This window comes from Pseudarthrobacter sp. TE9888, assembly GCF_056279345.1.
Map to the genome: position 1 here is coordinate 1,226,070 of NZ_JBWBRD010000002.1, position 17,721 is coordinate 1,243,790.

At 66.1% G+C, this 17,721-nt stretch carries 16 protein-coding genes and 1 pseudogene; 5 read left to right on the top strand and 12 right to left on the bottom strand.

The annotated features are described in order from the left end of the window. Window positions 1–23 precede the first annotated feature (23 nt). Window positions 24–671, top strand: coding sequence for a hypothetical protein (locus ACZ9J7_RS06265; protein ID WP_476207944.1), 648 nt, complete (start codon window positions 24–26; stop codon window positions 669–671). 7 nt (window positions 672–678) lie between these two features. Here ACZ9J7_RS06265 and ACZ9J7_RS06270 read toward each other — a convergent pair whose 3' ends face one another. Then, on the bottom strand, window positions 679–1,134 hold the full coding sequence (locus tag ACZ9J7_RS06270; RefSeq protein ID WP_141158962.1) for an Lrp/AsnC family transcriptional regulator: 456 nt from the start codon (window positions 1,132–1,134) through the stop codon (window positions 679–681). A gap of 106 nt (window positions 1,135–1,240) precedes the next feature. Between ACZ9J7_RS06270 and ACZ9J7_RS06275 the strand changes: the two genes are divergently transcribed. Further along, complete coding sequence (locus ACZ9J7_RS06275) at window positions 1,241–1,882, top strand: LysE family translocator (RefSeq protein ID WP_476207946.1); 642 nt, start codon at window positions 1,241–1,243, stop codon at window positions 1,880–1,882. A 17-nt stretch (window positions 1,883–1,899) separates the two neighbouring features. Here the strand turns inward: ACZ9J7_RS06275 and ACZ9J7_RS06280 are convergent, their stop codons facing one another. The 5 genes and pseudogenes from ACZ9J7_RS06280 to ACZ9J7_RS06300 all read right to left on the bottom strand — a co-directional run bounded on the left by ACZ9J7_RS06280 (window position 1,900) and on the right by ACZ9J7_RS06300 (window position 7,038). Next, window positions 1,900–2,877, bottom strand: a complete 978-nt coding sequence (locus ACZ9J7_RS06280; RefSeq protein ID WP_476207948.1) for a hypothetical protein — start codon at window positions 2,875–2,877, stop codon at window positions 1,900–1,902. A gap of 41 nt (window positions 2,878–2,918) precedes the next feature. After that, window positions 2,919–3,422, bottom strand: coding sequence for a DUF456 domain-containing protein (locus tag ACZ9J7_RS06285; protein WP_476207950.1), 504 nt, complete (start codon window positions 3,420–3,422; stop codon window positions 2,919–2,921). Window positions 3,423–3,515: 93 nt separating this feature from the next. Continuing rightward, window positions 3,516–4,715 (bottom strand): NAD(P)-dependent malic enzyme, encoded by a 1,200-nt coding sequence (locus ACZ9J7_RS06290; RefSeq protein ID WP_476207952.1) that lies wholly within the window; start codon window positions 4,713–4,715, stop codon window positions 3,516–3,518. A 289-nt stretch (window positions 4,716–5,004) separates the two neighbouring features. Then, window positions 5,005–5,613, bottom strand: coding sequence for a TetR/AcrR family transcriptional regulator (locus ACZ9J7_RS06295; RefSeq protein WP_476207953.1), 609 nt, complete (start codon window positions 5,611–5,613; stop codon window positions 5,005–5,007). Window positions 5,614–5,750: 137 nt separating this feature from the next. Continuing rightward, window positions 5,751–7,038, bottom strand: a pseudogene (locus tag ACZ9J7_RS06300) (MFS transporter). 119 nt (window positions 7,039–7,157) lie between these two features. Here ACZ9J7_RS06300 and rraA point away from each other — a divergent pair. From rraA to ACZ9J7_RS06315, 3 genes are all read left to right on the top strand, one after another. Then, window positions 7,158–7,655, top strand: coding sequence for a ribonuclease E activity regulator RraA (gene rraA / locus ACZ9J7_RS06305; RefSeq protein ID WP_476207955.1), 498 nt, complete (start codon window positions 7,158–7,160; stop codon window positions 7,653–7,655). A 122-nt stretch (window positions 7,656–7,777) separates the two neighbouring features. After that, entirely contained in the window at window positions 7,778–9,442 is a 1,665-nt protein-coding gene (locus ACZ9J7_RS06310) for an MDR family MFS transporter (RefSeq protein WP_476207957.1), read from the top strand. Between the two features lie 224 nt (window positions 9,443–9,666). Beyond that, window positions 9,667–11,109: a sugar porter family MFS transporter gene (locus tag ACZ9J7_RS06315; RefSeq protein WP_476207959.1), complete on the top strand. Its 1,443-nt coding sequence runs from the start codon at window positions 9,667–9,669 to the stop codon at window positions 11,107–11,109. 111 nt (window positions 11,110–11,220) lie between these two features. Here the strand turns inward: ACZ9J7_RS06315 and ACZ9J7_RS06320 are convergent, their stop codons facing one another. The 6 genes from ACZ9J7_RS06320 to ACZ9J7_RS06345 all read right to left on the bottom strand — a co-directional run bounded on the left by ACZ9J7_RS06320 (window position 11,221) and on the right by ACZ9J7_RS06345 (window position 17,685). Next, window positions 11,221–12,447 carry an MFS transporter gene (locus ACZ9J7_RS06320; RefSeq protein WP_476207961.1) on the bottom strand — a complete coding sequence of 409 codons (1,227 nt, stop codon included), beginning with the start codon at window positions 12,445–12,447 and terminating at the stop codon, window positions 11,221–11,223. Window positions 12,448–12,493: 46 nt separating this feature from the next. After that, complete coding sequence (locus tag ACZ9J7_RS06325) at window positions 12,494–12,934, bottom strand: MarR family winged helix-turn-helix transcriptional regulator (RefSeq protein WP_476207962.1); 441 nt, start codon at window positions 12,932–12,934, stop codon at window positions 12,494–12,496. A 41-nt stretch (window positions 12,935–12,975) separates the two neighbouring features. Further along, the gene (locus tag ACZ9J7_RS06330) at window positions 12,976–13,497 is read right to left on the bottom strand and encodes an N-acetyltransferase family protein (RefSeq protein WP_476207964.1); all 522 of its coding nucleotides are present in this window, start codon (window positions 13,495–13,497) and stop codon (window positions 12,976–12,978) included. Between the two features lie 147 nt (window positions 13,498–13,644). After that, window positions 13,645–14,808 (bottom strand): mannitol-1-phosphate 5-dehydrogenase, encoded by a 1,164-nt coding sequence (locus ACZ9J7_RS06335; protein WP_476207965.1) that lies wholly within the window; start codon window positions 14,806–14,808, stop codon window positions 13,645–13,647. Then, entirely contained in the window at window positions 14,808–16,868 is a 2,061-nt protein-coding gene (locus ACZ9J7_RS06340) for a PTS mannitol transporter subunit IICBA (protein WP_476207967.1), read from the bottom strand. The genes ACZ9J7_RS06335 and ACZ9J7_RS06340 overlap by 1 nt, the downstream gene beginning before the upstream one ends. Before the next feature lie 88 nt (window positions 16,869–16,956). Continuing rightward, complete coding sequence (locus ACZ9J7_RS06345; protein WP_307490960.1) at window positions 16,957–17,685, bottom strand: TetR/AcrR family transcriptional regulator; 729 nt, start codon at window positions 17,683–17,685, stop codon at window positions 16,957–16,959. Between the last annotated feature and the right edge of the window lie 36 nt (window positions 17,686–17,721).

Sequence of the window (17,721 nt, forward strand, 5' to 3'; positions counted from 1 at the left end):
GACACTGAACCTGCAGGCACTCCGTGAGGCACCTTCCGGTCACCGCACTCCTGGGCAGCATGCTCCTGTTGTCCGGCTGCGCGTTCGCGCCGTCCCAGGAAAAAACGCCCATCGTGGCTAACGGCAACTCCCAGTTCACCCCGGAGGGCATCGATGCCATCAAGAGCAGCGGGAAAGCCTTCTTCGATTTCACCAAACGGCCGATGGAGATGTCTGCGCTGGGGTTTCCGGCGGGATCGGACGGGGCCTTGGTCGCGGCTGACTCCGGCAAGCTGATTGACGTCAGCATGACCACCCCCAACGGCGCGGTTGAGATGTCAACAGACACCATCCGCATCCGGCCCGGTGCGGACAGCATGGTGGACCACGTGGATATCTTCGTCAACTACCCTGACGCGCAGGACGCGAACCGGGAAATCAAGCGGGCCGCAGATGAACTGGGCTTCGTCATTCTCCGGGACGCCGAGCCCATCGGTGCCGATTTTAAGGACGGCTCCGGCAAGGAGCAGTGGATTCCCGGGATGGGCAACCAGACGGGGACTGTCTTTTCCGCAGAGATTCTTTCCAACCACGACACCGGCCGGATGACGTTCGTCTACTCCGTGCAGCTTGCCGATAAGTACTACACCTCTGACGCCGAGGCCGGCATCGCGTCCACGGGCAGGCCGTAGGCCGTTCCTACACCGGCGGCCCCGCGTTGGACTTCAGGTTCTTCATGACCAGCGTTGACGTCAGCCGCTCCACCCCGGGCAGGGACGTGAGCTCGGTGTCGTAGAAACGCTGGTAGGCCGGCAGGTCTTCGGCGATGATCTTCAGCAGGTAGTCCGGCGAGCCGAACAGCCGCTGGGCCTCGATGATGTTCGGGTTCCCCGCTACCCGGTTCTCAAAGATCTCCATCGTGGACCTGTCCACCTGGCGGAGCGTGACAAACACGATCGCCTCGAATCCCAGGCCCACCGCAGCCGGGTCGACGTCCGCTTTGTAACCGCGGATGACTCCGGACTGTTCCAGTTCCCGCAGCCTTCGGTGGCATGGTGCCACCGTCAGTCCCACCTTGGCAGCGAGTGCCGTGGCCGTCATCCTGCCATCTTCCTGAAGGTGGCGCAAAATATTCCTGTCGATGCTGTCGATCACGCAATAAACATATCGTTTCGGCGGTGGGTCGGGCGAAAACCGGACAGCACTTTTGGCCGGATTCTCCCTATGGTTGCTCCTGAGAGCGTTTCGACAGGAGAAAACCATGAATCCGCAGCTGTTCCTGGCCTTTTTGGTGGTGGCCGCCGCCCTGGCCTGCACGCCGGGAGTGGACTGGGCCTACACCATCGCGGCGGGACTGAGGCAGCGCAGCTTCGTTCCGGCGGTGGCAGGGCTTTGCGGCGGCTATGTCCTGCACACGGTCCTGCTGGTGGCAGGACTCGCTGCAGTGCTGGCCGGGATGCCCGGCGTCCTGGGCTGGATCACGCTGGCGGGTGCCGGCTACCTCCTGTGGCTCGGGGTGGGAACCCTACGGTCCTGGCGGGGGGCCACCTTCAGCGCCCATGCTGACGGCGGCTCCGGCACCCAGCTGCGCACCTTCCTCCAGGGCATGGGCACCAGCGGAATCAACCCCAAGGGCCTGCTCTTCTACGTGGCGCTCATCCCACAGTTCATAAGTGCCGACGCTTCCCTGCCTGTGCCCGTGCAGTCCGGACTGCTCGGCATGACCTTCGTTGTCCTGGCGGGCGTGGTCTACACCTTGGTGGCCCTGCTCTCACGCACCCTGCTGCAAAGCAGGCCAGGCGCCGCCCGGGCAGTGACCCTCGCCAGCGGCATCATCATGGTGGCACTGGGGGCCGTGCTGCTCGGCGAGCAGCTGGTGCCGCTCCTGGCCGGCCGGGCATAGCACCGGGTCCGGGGCATCTAGTCCCCGTTCAGTTCCTTCCAGTCCTGCTCCCAGATCCGCCGCATCTCCTCGTCCTTGCGGATGGGTACCGGCGCCTCAAGCTCACGCTGCGGTTCCGGGTCGGGGCGCCGGAGGCCCCAGTCGCGCGGGTTCAGCGTCCGGCGGCTTGATTCCAGCACCAGCAGCGCCCGGTCCGTCAACGCATCGTTGCGGAGCGTCAGGTGGGTCTTGCGGCGGCGGAGTACCTCTGCGATCGCCTGGTGTGCGGCGTCCAGCCGGCCCTCCCTGCGCAGGGCACGGGCGCGGACCAGCAGCAGGGCCGCGGACAGATCGTCCGCGTTCAGCAGCCCCTCGGTCCAGTCGATGACGGTCCGGCTTCGACCCAACGCAAGGGCCAGGGAACAGCGCGCCAGGGCCATCGGGAGCGACGGCGGCAGCCCGCTGAGCGCATCGAGTGCAGCTTCCGTGCGGCCCGTCTCCCGCAGCGAGTGGGCGAGGGCCAGGAATACCGATTCCTCACTGAACAGGACGGGGATCTCCACCCGCTCGGCCAGTTCTATCCTGGTGACGATCCGGGTGAGGTAGGTGGAGGAGTACCGGTTCGCTTCGTCGTCGTTCCTGGTGGTGAGCCCGCGCTGGAGTAGCTCGGAAGCCCGCAGGTAGCCGCCATGCTTGTACATCAACAGTCCGGCCATCAGGTAGCAGAGCCCGGCCCAGCCAGGGTAGGCGCGCGCCAGGGTGATCAAGCGTTCCGGTTCGCGGCTCGTGAAGACAGCCTCATGCACCGCCTTGGCCGGTTTGGGCATCAGCCGCTTGAGCCGGGGCACCTCCCCGTCGATGGACAGCAGGGCAGGATTGCGCCGGCCCAGGACTCCGGTCAGCAGGCCACCCACGCCGCCGGCAAGGTCGTGGACCGGAGTGCGCAGGTGTGGCTGGCCGAAGGGAGTGAGGTCGCGGCTGTCCCAATAGATCGGTGCAGTTTCCCCGGAGCTCATCCTTCCATGCTAGCTGCGACAAGCTGGGGCGGCCTGTGACTCTAGGCCCCGGCCGCGGCTATCCACACCCCGATCACCCAGGTACTGGCGGCCAGGCAGGCGAGCCCGAATTCGGCGAGCATTCCCAGGCCGGTGGCCTTCAGGGCCGCCCAGCTGGACCTCGACGCGGCCGAAAGGTTCCGGGTGCGGACGAACTCGCTGGCCAGCAGCCCGGCGGCGAAGCCAGCAAAGAGCCCCACCACAGGGATGATGAACATACCCACCACACCCGCCACCAAAGCCACCACGATGCTGCGGCTGGGAATGGCGTGCTGCTTCAGCTTCCGGCCGGTGAGGACGGCGCCCGCCGTCATTCCTGCGGCCACAAAAATCATGGCCACGGCGAATATCACCCAGCCCGCCGCACCGGCACCGCCCCAGATGGCCCACGCCAGCAGGCTTACGCCGATCAGGACGCTCCCGGGCAGGACAGGAATGATGGTGCCAACTACCCCCACCAGGATCGCCAGGCCGCACAGGATGGTCACCACGGTTTCGGAGCTCATGGTGCCCAGTCTAGGGCGCTGCCTTAACGCCCGACGGCGGTGCCTCCTTCAGGAAAGGAGCCACCGCCGTCGTGGTTTCCAGGGAAGGAAGCCCTACTCCGCTTCCACCGCTGCGGCGACCGCGGCAGTGACTGCCGGGGCCACGCGGGGGTCCAGCGGGCTGGGCACGATGTAGTCGGCCGAGAGGTCCTCTTCGGCGAGCTCGGCGATGGCGCGTGCCGCCGCAAGCTTCATGGCAGGGGTGATGCGGCGGGCGCCGGCGTCGAGGGCACCGCGGAAGATGCCGGGGAACGCCAGGACGTTGTTGATCTGGTTCGGAAAATCACTGCGGCCCGTGGCCACGACGGCGGCATACTTCACGGCAACCTCGGGCAGGACTTCGGGGTCCGGGTTGGACAGTGCGAACACGATGGCGTCCTTGTTCATGGTGGCCAGGTGGGCCTCGTCCAGCTTGGAGGAGGAGACTCCGATGAAGACGTCGGCACCGGCCAGTGCCTCAGCGGGTCCGCCGGAGATGCCGCGGGGGTTGCTGCGGCCGGCGATGTCCGCCTTCTTGCTTCCGGGGCTGGCGGCGAGGTCGGCCCGGTTGCTGTTGATGACACCCCGGGAATCGAGCAGCACCACGTCGGTGATGCCCGCTGCGAGCAGGATTTCGGCAACGGCAATTCCGGCCGCGCCTGCACCCGACACCACGACTTTGAGCCCTTCGAGGCCGCGGCCGGTCACCTTCGCGGCGTTCGTGAGGGCGGCAAGGGCCACCACGGCGGTGCCGTGCTGGTCGTCGTGCATGACCGGGCAGTCCAGGGCCTCGATGAGCTTTTCCTCAAGCTCGAAGCAGCGGGGTGCCGAGATGTCCTCGAGGTTCACGGCGCCGAAGCTGGGGCGCAGGCGGACCAGCGTTTCCACGATTTCGTCCACGTCGGTGGTGTTGAGGACCAGCGGGATGGAGTCAAGGTCGCCAAAGGTCTTGAACAGGGCGGACTTGCCTTCCATGACGGGCAGCGAGGCGCTGGCGCCGATGTTGCCCAGGCCCAGGACGGCGGTGCCGTCGCTGACAACGACCACCAGGCGCTCGGCCCAGGTCAGCGTGCGGGCGAGTTCTGGCTTGGCGTGGATGGCGCGGCTGACCTCGGCGACACCCGGGGTGTAGGCGATGGACAGGTCCCGCTTGTTGGACAGCGGAACAGTGCTGGTGACGGACAGCTTGCCGCCCTGGTGGGCGCTGAAGATCTCGTCTTCGGTCAGGGCAGTGGCTGCTGAGTTGTCGGTGGCGGTAATTGCGTCAATGGACACGTCGTTGTCTCCTGGTGCTTGCCGTGGGCGCACGGCACATGGGGCTGGAGCCCGGCGGCGGGCCCAGCGTGGAAAAGTAGTGCGACAGGAAACCCAGGGGTGGCGGGTCCGCGGGAACGCCGGGGATGTTTCCGCCCTGCCGCTCCTGTACCACCATGGTAGGCAGTCCCAAGGGGGCGGTCCGGCCACCCTTGACACGAAACATCCGTGCTAAAGCGTTTACGCAGGGCCTTTTGTGATCCGCATCATGTGATTATGGCGGATTTAATGCCATTTTGGTCTAGACCAGTTACGCGGTTTTGCCCACTGTGAACCCTGATTCGGCAGCGGGAGACAGCCGGCCACACGCCTTTTTGAGGTCCTCCTCGGCTTCGAAGAGCGAGAGGCGGCGGTTGCGCACTGACTGGACCAGACCAGTGACGGTCAGAAGCAGGACGCGTGCTCCAACGGCATCACCGCAGGCTCCGGCCACGAGCTTCTCACTAAGCGCGTCGATCTCGCGCAGCAGTTCGGTGGTGTCCTTCTCGGGGAGGTATACGCCCCGGCTGAGGCACTGCTCCACCGCGGGCTGCATGACGCGCATGTGGAAGATCTCCATCAGCAGGCCTGAAAGTGCCCGGCCGCGGAAGCGCGGGGACGAGCCGCGGGACCCTGCCTGCAGCTCATCCAGCTGCTGGCGGTACAAGGCGAGCATCAGGTGCGTTGGGGAGGGAAAGTACCGGTAGAGCGTGCCGAGCGGGACATCCGCCTTTTCCGCGACCTCGGGGAGTTCCACGGCGTCGAGGCCGGTCCGGGCGAACCCTGCAGCGGTATCGAGGATCCGCGCATAGCGGAGCCGCTGGCGCGGAGCGGAAGGCCTGGCGGCCATGGGCGGATAGTCTGAAAAAGTCTCGGGCATCAGCATTCCGGGGTTGTGTTTTAGCGACTGCGGCCAGGAGCGCCCCCACTTCCGTACCGCCCTGCAGCCGGTTCAACTATACGGCACAGGTCCGTGCCCTAATTCGTCAGCCACCCTTACTATCCGGTGCCGCAGGGTCAGTCGACGCCCTTGATCTTGACCACGAAGACGGCGCCCAGCACTCCGATGACCGCTGCGGTAAGGAAGAGTGTCCGGTAGCCGCCCCCATAGGCGACCGCCAGCAGTGCCAGGCCGGGAGCCCACCACCTGCGGAAGCGAGTTCGCCACGTTGATGACCCCCATGTCCTTGCCGCGGCTGACCGCGAACGGCAGGACCTGAGTCAACAGGGCGAAGTCAACGGCCAGGTAGGCGCCAAACCCAATGCCCAGGACGGCGGCGCCGGCCAGCGCCCCGGACCACACGGGAAAGAACGCCATGATGGCACCTGCCATCGCGATGGTGGCGGAGGACCCGATGACGAAGGGCTTCCGCCGGCCCACCCGGTCGCTCCAGGGCCCGGCGACCACGGCGGTGATCATCACCATGACGGCATAAATGCCCGTCAGGACCAGCACTCCCGCGGCGGGATCCGCATAGTGGATGATGTCCCGCAGGAAGAAGAGCAGGTAGACAATGGTCAGCTGGTTGCCCACGTTGACCAGGAACCGGGTAAGCCAGGCCCAGGCGAAGTCCGGGTAGATAAACGGGCTGATCCAGAAGCCTCTGATGAATACCCGGGGGCGGAAAGCTTCCAGTTCCGACTTGGGCAGTGCGGGGTCGTTCCGGTGGAACAGGTACGGCAGCACGGACAGCAGCAGGGCCCCGGCGCATAGCCAATAGCCCACCAGGAAGTTTCCCGAGACCACGGCTCCGAAAACCGCCCCGGTGAGGATGCCAAGGGTCTGGCCCATCGCCGCGAGGCCTCCCACTCCCCCGCGCTGGACCACCGGGACCCGGTCCGGGACCGCGGCGGTGATCGCCGCATAGGCGGCATTTGCGCCCAACTGCACCAGGCACCAGAAGAGGACCATCAGCGCCACGGCTCCCGAGAAGGACATGGCCACCAGCGCCGCCGTGGCAAGCACTGCCCCGGCAAGCACCCACGGGGCCCGGCGGCCGAAGCGCGACGTGGTCCGGTCCGAGAGCGCGCCGGACAGGGGGTTGGCCACCAGGGATACAGCCGCGCCGCACGCCGTGACCAGCGAGAGGATGGCTTCCTTGCTGGGTGCATCGATACTGATGGCCTGTTGGCCGATGAACACGTTGATGGGCCCGAAAAATGCCGCGTTGATGCCCACGTTCACCAGCACCAGGCCGGTCACCCAGCGGGCAGTGACTTTTTGCACCGGCTCGGCGAGCGCCGCGGCGGTGCCTTCCTGTGCCGCGGGGGGTTCCGAGGGCGCGGGAGTGTTGGACAGACTCATTGCGTGGCTCCCCCTGGTGCGGCCGGTTGGCGGTGGGTTCAGACTATCGTGGGCGGTATCGCGCCGCCGGTCCCAAGGCGCCGCATGTGCATAATCCACCACCAGGCGAGGAGAGCCACGTGACCACACCAGCAGGAACCGGATCCGCCCCGGACGTGAACACCGCCGATCTCTACGATGAGCGCGGCGACGGGCTGGCGTCCGTTTCGCTGCAGTTCCAGTCCCTGGGCGGCCGCTCGCATTTCAGCGGCCCGGTCCGGACCATCCGCTGTTACCAGGACAACGCCCTGGTGAAGTCCACGCTCGGCTCACCGGGCAACGGCGCGGTCCTGGTGGTGGACGGCGGCGGCTCGCTGGGCACTGCCCTGATGGGGGACATGATCGCCGAAAGTGCCGTGGCCAACGGCTGGGCCGGCGTCGTTATTAATGGCGCCATCCGCGATCGGCTGGCCATCGCGGAACTGGATCTTGGCGTTAAGGCCCTCGGCAGCAACCCCCGGAAGAGCCAGAAGGCGGGAGCCGGCGAGGTGGATGTGGATGTTGTGATCGACGGCGTGACCTTCCGTCCCGGCGCCACCGTCTGGTGCGACCCGGACGGCATCCTCGTGGAGCCGTGAGGAAAGGCCGGCAAAAAACTTTTGCCGTGAAAATCCGAAAGACGGGGAATAGAAAGAACCGGTAAGATAGTTACTGAAAGCAACTATCGCTGCTTATATCCTTTTCTTTCCTTGGAGCACCCATGTCCAAAGCCCCTGCCGCGCCCCGTGCCGGAGAAACACTGACGCAACGACAGATCGTCACAGTAATGGTGGGCCTGATGCTGGGCATGTTCCTGGCATCGCTTGACCAGACCATCGTCTCCACGTCCATCTACACCATCGCCAACGACCTGGACGGGCTTTCCCTGCAGGCGTGGGCCACCACCGCGTACCTGATCACATCCACTGTCAGCACGCCGCTCTACGGCAAGCTGAGTGACATCTTCGGGCGCCGGCCGCTGTACCTGAGCGCCATCGCCGTCTTCCTGGTGGGCTCCCTCTACGCCGGGTCCGTGCACTCGATGACCGAGCTGGCTGTGGCCCGCGGCATCCAGGGCCTGGGCGCAGGCGGCCTGCTGGCCCTGGCGCTGACCATCATCGGTGACATCGTGTCCCTGAAGGACCGCGCCAAGTTCCAGGGCTACTTCATGTCCGTGTTCGGCATCTCCTCTGTCCTGGGGCCGGTGGTGGGCGGCGCGTTCGCCGGCTCCGCCAATATCCTGGGCTTCGACGGCTGGCGGTGGGTCTTCTTCATCAACCTGCCCATCGGGCTGGCGGCACTGACCGTGGTGTTCCTGTTCCTCCACCTGCCCGCCAAGCACCTCAAGCAGAAGATCGACTACTGGGGCGCAGCCGCGATCACCGTCGCCATCGTTCCGCTCCTGCTGGTGGCCGAACAGGGCCGCACCTGGGGCTGGACCTCGCTGAACTCCTTCCTTTGCTATGGTCTGGGCGTGGTGGGCATTGCCTGGTTCCTGCTGGCGGAAAAGCGTGCCGGCAACTACGCCCTGATCCCGCTTCGCCTCTTCCACAACGTCACGTTCGGGCTGTCCTCGCTGCTGAACTTCATTATCGGCATCGGCATGTTCGGAGCCATCGCGATGCTTCCCATGTACCTCCAGCTCGTCAAGGGCCTCACCCCCACCGAAGCCGGCCTGATGATGATCACCTTCACCGTGGGCATCCTGTTCGGGTCCATCACCGCCGGCCGCACCATCTCGGCCTCCGGAACGTTCCGCATCTTCCCCATCATGGGTACCGGCATCCTGACCGTGGCCGCCCTGGTGATGGGCTTCTCCCTTGGCGTTGACACCGGGCTCTGGGTGCCGGGCCTCATCGCGGTCTTCTTCGGCGTCGGCCTGGGCTTCTGCATGCAGCCGCTCACCCTGGCCATGCAGACCTCGGTACCGCCACGGGACATGGGGGTGGGAACCTCCTCGGCCGCGTTCTTCCGGTCCATGGGCGGCGCCGTGGGAACCGCCGTGTTCATCTCCATGCTCTTCAGCCTGGCCGCGAACCGGATTGCCGACGGCATGAAGGCCGCCACCACGGACCCCGCCTACCTGGCCGTCCTGAAGGATCCCGCCGTGGCATCGGACCCGGCCAACGCCAAGCTGTACGACTTCTTCAAGAACGGCGCGTCCAACGACTCCCTGAATGACACCAGCTGGCTGCACACCGCCAACAGCACGCTCACCAGGCCCATTACGGAAGGCTTCGCCACGTCCATTGACACGGTGATGCTGACGGCCGCGGCCCTGACGGGCCTGGCATTCCTCATCAGCTTCGCCCTTCCCCGCAAGAAGCTGACGGACCAAAAAGCGTCCCCGCAGGACGACGACAGCATGCAGATTCCGGCGCACTGACCCCGGACACCCTGCCCGGGTGCGCAGGACAGTGTGAGGAGACGACGACGGCGGCACGGCCCGCCGTCGTCGTCGTTCCTTAAAGGCCGGGCAGCCCCTGCCAAGTGGAACCTGCGGCGGTGACGTGCCACACTGTTTAGCGCGTGTGCGCCGGCCCTTCCGGCCGGTACCGCAGCCGACGACGTCCGCACCGCATCCATAAACCCCCAAACCCAGGGAGAACCATGCCCACTGCACAGGAGCAGACCAATACCGGGATACCGCGGCGGGTGATCTGGCTGGCACTTGCGGGGGCGGTGGGCGGATTCCTGTTCGGCTTCGACTCGTCCGTGGTCAACGGGGCCGTTGACGCCATGAAGGAAGAATTTGCCCTGTCCGAGGCAGTGACCGGCTTCGCCGTGGCCATCGCCCTGCTGGGCTGTGCCGCCGGAGCCTTCCTGGCCGGCAAGGTGGCTGACCGCTACGGCCGCATCCCGGCCATGAAGCTGGGCGCGCTGCTCTTCCTGGTCAGCGCCATCGGTACCGGGTTCGCGTTCGGCGTGTGGGACCTGGTGTTCTGGCGCTTGGTAGGCGGCCTGGGCATCGGCCTGGCGTCCGTGATCGCACCGGCATACATCTCCGAAATTTCGCCGCGAAAGGTCCGCGGCCGCCTCGCGTCCCTGCAGCAGCTTGCCATCACCACGGGTATCTTTGCCGCACTCCTCTCCGACGCACTCTTCGCCACCAGCGCAGGCGGTGCGGACCAGGCCTTCTGGCTGGGCATCGAGGCGTGGCGGTGGATGTTCCTCGGTGCTGCTGTACCGGCCGTCGTGTACGGCTGGGTTGCCTTCACCCTGCCCGAATCCCCGCGGTTCCTGGTCTTCCAGGGCAAGGAGGAGCAGGCCCGGAAGATCTTCGACTCGATCGCACCTGCTGAGGACACGGACCGGCACATCCGCGACATCCAGGAAGCCATCGAGGAGGACAAGGTGGCCGGCCAGAAGGGGTCGCTGCGGGGCAAGACCCTGGGCCTGCAGGCTGTGGTCTGGGTGGGCATCATCCTGTCCGTGCTGCAGCAGTTCGTGGGGATCAACGTGATCTTCTACTACTCCACCACCCTGTGGAAGGCTGTGGGCTTCCAGGAGAAGGACTCCCTGGCCATCTCGGTGGCAACGTCCATCACCAATATCCTGGTCACCCTGGTGGCCATTGCGCTGGTGGACCGGGTGGGCCGCAGGCCCATCCTGTTGGCCGGCTCCGTGGGCATGGCCGTGTCCCTGGGCGCCATGGCCCTGGCCTTTTCCTCCGCCACCGGCTCGGGCGAGGACATCAGCCTCCCCGGCGCCTGGGGTCCGGTTGCCCTCGTGGCCGCCAACATCTTCGTCGTCAGCTTCGGCGCCTCCTGGGGTCCGCTGGTATGGGTGCTCCTGGGCGAGATCTTCCCGTCCCGGATCCGCGCCCGCGCGCTGGGCCTGGCTGCGGCGGCGCAGTGGGTGGCCAACTTCGCGATCACCCTCAGCTTCCCGGTCATGGCCTCGGCGTCCCTGCCGCTGACGTACGCCATGTACGCCCTGTTCGCTGCCGCGTCCTTCTTCTTCGTCATGTTCAAGGTGCCCGAGACCAACGGCATGTCCCTGGAGCAGGCTGAGACGCTGTTCGTGCCGAAGGGTTCAGCGAAAGCCAAGTAACGCCCGATCACATCCGGCGGCCTTTCCGGGGACGCCCGATCAGCTTTCGCCGTAAAACAACAAACCCTCCATCACCTGGCGTGATGGAGGGTTTGTTTGTTGTCCGGATGTTTACACGACGTGCGGTTCGTGCGAGGACAGGTAGGCCCGGCCGCCGAATGCGATCAGGATGGCAATCACCATGGCCACAGCGCCGGCGAAGAACGGCACCTGCGGGCCGAAGTGTTCACCGAGCTGGGCCGCCGCGAACGGGGCCAGGGCGCCGCCCATCCAGCGGACGAAGTTGTAGCCGGAGGATGCCACGGGCCGGGGCGAATCGGAGACGCCCATGGCCAGTTCGGTGTAGATGGTGTTGTTGACGCCCAGCAGGGCACCGGCAACGATCACCAGCACGACGACGGCAGGAACCGAGTGCCCGGCAGCCAGTCCCAGCCCGGCCAGGTCCAGCATGAGCAGGAACAGCGTGCCCGTCAGGACCTTGACCGCGCCGAAGCGGGCCTGCAGCGGCGGGGCCACGAAGACGGAGAACACCGCCACGGCTACGCCCCAGCCGAAGAACACGCCGCCGATGCCGTAGGCGTTCATGCCCAGGATGAAGGGGGTGAAAGCCAGGATGGTGAAGAAGCCGTAGTTGTAGAACAAGCCGCTTGCCGCCGTCGTCCGCAGGCCCTTGTGGCCCAGTGCCAGCAGCGGATCGCGCAGCCGCACCTTGCACTCGGGCAGCGGCGTTTTGGGCAGCAGGGCGATCAGGGCGATGAAGGCGGCAGCCATCAGGACGGCGGTGCCGAAGAACGGTGCGCGCCACTGCCAGCCGCCCAGGAGGGCTCCCAGGAGCGGGCCCAGGGAGATGCCCAGGCCCAGGGCGGCTTCGTAGAGGATGATGGCGGTGCCGGCGCCGCCGCTGGCCACGCCCACGATCACGGCGAGGGCGGTGGCCACGAACAGGGCGTTGCCCAGGCCCCAACCGGCGCGGAAGCCCACCAATTCACCCACGCTCCCGGACAGGCCGGACAGCGAGGAGAAGACGACGATGACGGCCAGGCCGATCAGCAGGGTCTTCTTGCCGCCGATCCTGGAGGAGACAAACCCGGTGATCAGCATGGCGAGTGCGGTGACCAGGAAGTAGCTGGTGAAGAGCAGCGATACCTGGCTGGGGCTGGCATTCAGGTTGGTGGCGATTGCCGGGAGGATGGGGTCCACCAGCCCGATCCCCATGAAAGCGAACACCGCGGCGAGGGCGGTGGCCCAGACTGCCTTGGGCTGCTTCAGGAACGAGGCCTTTTCGGCCTGCAGGGTGGATTCTGGTGCCGGCAGGGTTTCTGCGAGCTGGCCGTCCATGGAGGGTACTCCTAAGTTCGTGGCTGTTTCAGTATGGTTCGGTGGTTCAGTTCTGGAGTGATGCATTGATTTTGTCGATCACCGGCAGGGCCTCCGCCAATGCTTTGCGGTCCTGGTCGGTGAGGCCGCTGAGGATGTCGGCCATCACTTGGTTGCGGCGCTTGTTCGCGCCGTCGACGGCGGCGCGGCCTTCGGGGGTGAGGATCACCCGGACGGCGCGGGAGTCCGCCGGGTCCGGTTCGCGGCGTGCAAGGCCTGCGCGTTCAAGCTTGATGATCTGCTCGGTGGCGCTGGGCACGCGGACCCCGAGGTTCCGGGCGATCTCGCCGACGCGCTGGCCTTCGCCGAGCAGCATCTTGAGTGTGCTGAGCTGGGCGGCGCTGAGTTCACCGTCTGCGTCGAGGCGGCGGACCAGGTAAACGCTGTGGCGAAGGGCTTCGCGGAACCCGCTGGCGAGTTCCTCCAGCTGGGGATCTATTTCATTCATCGTTAGGTAGCCTAACATTTAGGGTACCTAACAGTCAAGGCCTAGAGCGTCAACTTCATCCCGACGTGGCTGGCCTCGAAGCCCAGCTGTTCGTAAAACCGGTGCGCGGCCGTGCGGCTCTGATGCGTTGTCAGCTGCATCAGGTTGCAGCCGCGACTCCGGGACTCCGCGATGGCCCAGCCCACCATCAGCTTCCCGAGCCCCTGGCTGCGGAGGGACGCGTCCACCCGGACGCCCTCGAGCTGCGAGCGCCAGGCACCCTTCCGTGAGATGCCGGGGAGGAAGCTCAGCTGGAATGTGGCCACCACCGCGCCTGCAGCTTCCCCGTGCGGTACCAGCTCGCCAACTATCAGGAGGTGGGCGGGGTCGGCGTCGATCGCGGCGAAGGCGTTCTCGTAGGGCTTCATGTCCTGCGTGGTTTCGCGGCCGGCGCCCAGGGCGTCATCGGCGAGCAGGCACACCACGGCGGGCAGATCGGCCAGGGTGGCGTGGCGGAGGCGGAACGTCCCGCCGTCGATATCGGCGGCGGACAGGGCAGGATCGGCATCGTCAGCAGGGATCACCCGCCCAGCTTGGCACAGGAAACGAACGACGCCGGCACTCGCGTGAGTGCCGGCGTCGTGCTGATGGCGCATTGCCGGAAATCCTGCAGGATCTGATGGGGCGTTCCGTCAGGGGATGCAGGAAGTGATGGCGCGTGCCGGGGTGCGTCAGGCCGGGGTGCGGGCCAGCTCCGCCTGCCGCTCCTCCACCAGGGTGGCAACGGCGCTGAACAGAGGATGGTCCTTCCCGAGCCCGGTGATCTTCTCCGTGGCCTCCGCCGGACTTTCCGAGCCCAGGATGGCTGCCAGTTCGGTGGCCTCGGCATCCGCAGGATCGGTGAAGCGCAGCGCGGCGGCAATGGCACCCAGCAGCGCCTCCGGCACCACGCCGCGTTCTGCCAGTTCCGCAGCGGGGCCGATGAATCGTTCATGCCGGCTCAGCTTCCGCAGCGGCGAACGGCCCACCCGGTTCACGGTGTCCGGCAGGTACGGGTTGGAGAACCGGACCAGGATCTTCTGGACGTAGGCCTCCTGCTCGTCGTTGCTGAACCCGTGCTTGGCCACCAGGAGCTGCTTGGTTTCCTCCAGCACCGCCCGTACGTCCTCGGCCACGTCCTGGTCCGCCATGGCGTCCGAGATCTTCTCCACGCCCGCTTCGAAGCCGAGGTAAGCGGCAGAGGCATGCCCGGTGTTCACGGTGAACAGCTTCCGCTCAATATACGGCGAGAGGTCATCCACGAAGGTGGCTCCCGGAATCACCGGTGCGGCGTCGCCAAAGGCAGTGCGGTCGATGACCCACTCGTAGAAGGTTTCCACGGTCACGTCCAGGCCCTGCCCGGCCTCCTGGTTCGGCACGATCCGGTCCACGGCGGTGTTGGCGAACACAGCCTTCCCGTCAAGGACTGCTGCGGTGACTCCCGGCTGGGATGCCACCTCCTTGGCCAGGATGTCCGTGGCGTTGATGGCGTTCTCGCAGGCCATCACCTGCAGGGGCGCCAGGCCCGGTTCCCTGGCAACAATGCCCTTGGCGATCACGGGTGCCACGAACTTCAGGATGTGCGGGCCCACCGCCGTGGTGACGATGTCCGCCGTCGAGATTTCCTGGACCAGCTCAGCTTCCTGGGCGTTGGAGTTCAGCGCCCGGAAGTTGTCCACAGTGCGCACGGCCGGGTTCTCCCCCACCTCGTGCACCGCGTAGCTGTCGGCCTGCGAGAGCCGGGTGATGAGTTCCTCTGCCACGTCCGCGAACACCACCTCGTAGCCTGCGTCATGCAGGAGCAGGCCCACGAAGCCGCGGCCGATGTTGCCGGCACCGAAATGTACTGCCTTCACTATGCGTTGACCTTTCCGAAGAGCTCCAGGACTTCATCCTCGGACGTGGCAGCCTCCAGCCGGGCCACCTGTTCCTTGTTGGTGAACACCTTGGCGATGGAGGACAGGATGTGCAGGTGCTCGTTGTTGATGCCTGCCACGCCCACCACGAACTTGACCTCCTTGCCGTTCCAGTCGATGCCTTCCGGGTAGCGGATGACGGACACCGCGGACTTGCGGATGTGGTCCTTGGCGGCGTTGGTGCCGTGCGGGATGGCCAGGAAGCTGCCCATGTAGGTGGACACCGATTCCTCGCGTTCGTGCATGGCGGCAATGTAGCCCTCGTCCACGGCACCGCGCTCCAGCAGGAGCCGGCCGGCCTCGTCGATGGCGGCGTCGCGGGTGGTGGCCTTACCGGTCAGCACCACGCTCTCGCGGGCCAGGATCTCGCCGGTTCCGTTGGCGGATGCGCCGGCCGCTGCAGCTGCTCCCGCGGCAGCGGGCGCTGCGTCCACGGGGGCGTCGGCGGCGTGGGCACCGTGGGTGGTGCCGGCGTCGGACTTTTCGCCTTCGGTGTTGCTTTCGCGGACCAGCTCGACGATCTCGTCATAGCGCGGGCTGCTCATGAAGTTGTCCACGGAGTAGTGGACGGCGCTGGACGTGGCCGGCTTGGCGCGTTCGGTGAGGTCCTGGTGGGTGACCACGACGTCGTAGGTGTCCGTGAGGTTGGCAATCGAGGCGTTGGTGACCTTGACGTCCGGGAAGCCGGCAGCCTTGATCTTGTTCCGAAGCACCGAGGCGCCCATGGCGCTGGAGCCCATGCCGGCGTCGCACGCGAATACGACGTTCCGCACGGGGCCCGCCAGGACACCCACCCCGCCGCGGCCGGCGGCCGCACCGGCGGCAGTTCCTGCGCCGGCTCCGGTGAGGGTTGAGGCAACGGAGCTCTTCTTGCCCTTCATGGCCTCCATGCGGGAGGTGGCGTCCCCGAGGTCCGCTTCATCGCTGTGCTTGGTGGTCTTGAGGATGACCGAGGACACCAGGAAGGAAACGGCTGCCGCGAGCACCACGGAGAGGACCACGCCGAAATAGCTGTCGCGGGAGGTCTGGGCCAGCACGGCGAAGATGGAGCCAGGGGCGGCCGGGGCCACCAGGCCGGAGTTGGTGACGGCGAGGGTGGCGATGCCGGTCATGCCGCCGGCGATGGTGCCCAGGATCAGCAGCGGGCGCATCAGGACATACGGGAAGTAGATCTCGTGGATGCCGCCGAGGAACTGGATGATGGCTGCGCCGGGGGCCGATGCCTTGGCGGCGCCGCGGCCGAAGAACGCGTACGCCAGCAGGAGGCCCAGGCCGGGGCCGGGGTTGGCTTCCAGCAGGAACAGGATGGACTTGCCCTGCTCCAGGGACTGCTGGACGCCCAGCGGGGTGAGCACGCCGTGGTTGATGGCGTTATTGAGGAACAGGACCTTGGCCGGCTCAATGAAGATGCTGGTCAGCGGCAGGAGGCCGTTCTGCACCAGGAACTCAACGAACTTGCCCGCCTGCTCGCTAAAGGCGGTGACAACCGGCGAAATGCCGTAGAAGCCCACCAGCGCCAACAGGGCGCCCCAGATGCCTGCGGAGAAGTTGTTGACCAGCATCTCGAAGCCGGGGCGGATCTTGCCGTCCCAGATCGAGTCAAGCTTCTTCATGGTCCAGCCGCCCAGCGGGCCCATGATCATGGCGCCGATGAACATCGGGATGCCGGCACCGACGATCACGCCCATGGTGCCGATGGCCCCCACCACGCCGCCGCGGACGTCGTAGACCATCTTGCCGCCGGTGTAGCCGATCAGCAGCGGCAGGAGGTAGGTGATCATGGGGCCCACCAGGCCGATGTTCGGCTTCCCGCCGGTCTCGCCGAAACCACCGAGCTGCGGTACGGGCAGCCACCCCTTCTCGATGAAGAGGGCGGTGATGATGCCCCAGGCGATGAACGCCCCGATGTTGGGCATGATCATGCCGGACAGGAATGTCCCGAACTTTTGGACGTGCACGCGCGCGCTGGTGCGGGGTTTTGCAACTGTCTCTGTTGCCATGTGATTTCCTAACCGTCATTCCTGCTGCTCCGCAGGATTGGTCCGATGATTACGACGACGTACTGCTGGGTAATGCGTGGTTGTGGGGCTATCCGGCCGGGCTGGTGGAGATCCGGTGGAGCCATTCGAGGAAAAGCTTGAGTTCCGAGCTGGAAAGCTGGTCAGAGTGCGAGGCCTGAAGTGCGGCGTTCAGGGCGATCGCTGCCACCACCACCGAGGACTTCCCGGTGCCGCCCGGGGCCGGGCCGCTGGCGGGCTCGGCGGACACCGCGAAGATCATGGCGTCCCGGGTCATGGTGGACAGTTCGAGGTTGCGTTCGGTGGCGGGCTCCGCAATGAGCATCAGCGTCACACCCACGTTGGCCGCCAGGATGGACCTGGCCGCTTCCCTGGGCTGGACGTTCAGCTGGCCCGCCGCCGCTGCCTTGTTCAGCATCTCCTCCATCAGCGCTTCGGCGTCCGCCACAATGGCGGGCCGGCTTTCCGGACGGATATTGCCGAACATCACCAGGTACAGCTCAGGCTGGTTAAGGCCGAACTGGACGTGGTTGTCCCACATTCTCCGGATGTCCTCGAGGGGCTGCCCGGAGGGGGCGAAATCCCTTTCGCCCGCGACATATTCCTCAAATCCTGCGGCGACGACGGCGTCGAACAGACCTTCCTTGTCACCGAAGTGGTGGTACAGGGTGGGAGCGGAGACCCCTGCCAGCTGGGTGATCTGGCGGGTGGAGACCGGAGCTCCCGCGGATTTTGCCAGCAGTTCCGCGGCAGCACGGAGCAGCCGCATTTTGGGGGGAAGCTGGCCATCCAAACTCATAACCGCTACCCTAGCACCTATAGCGTTGCTATATGA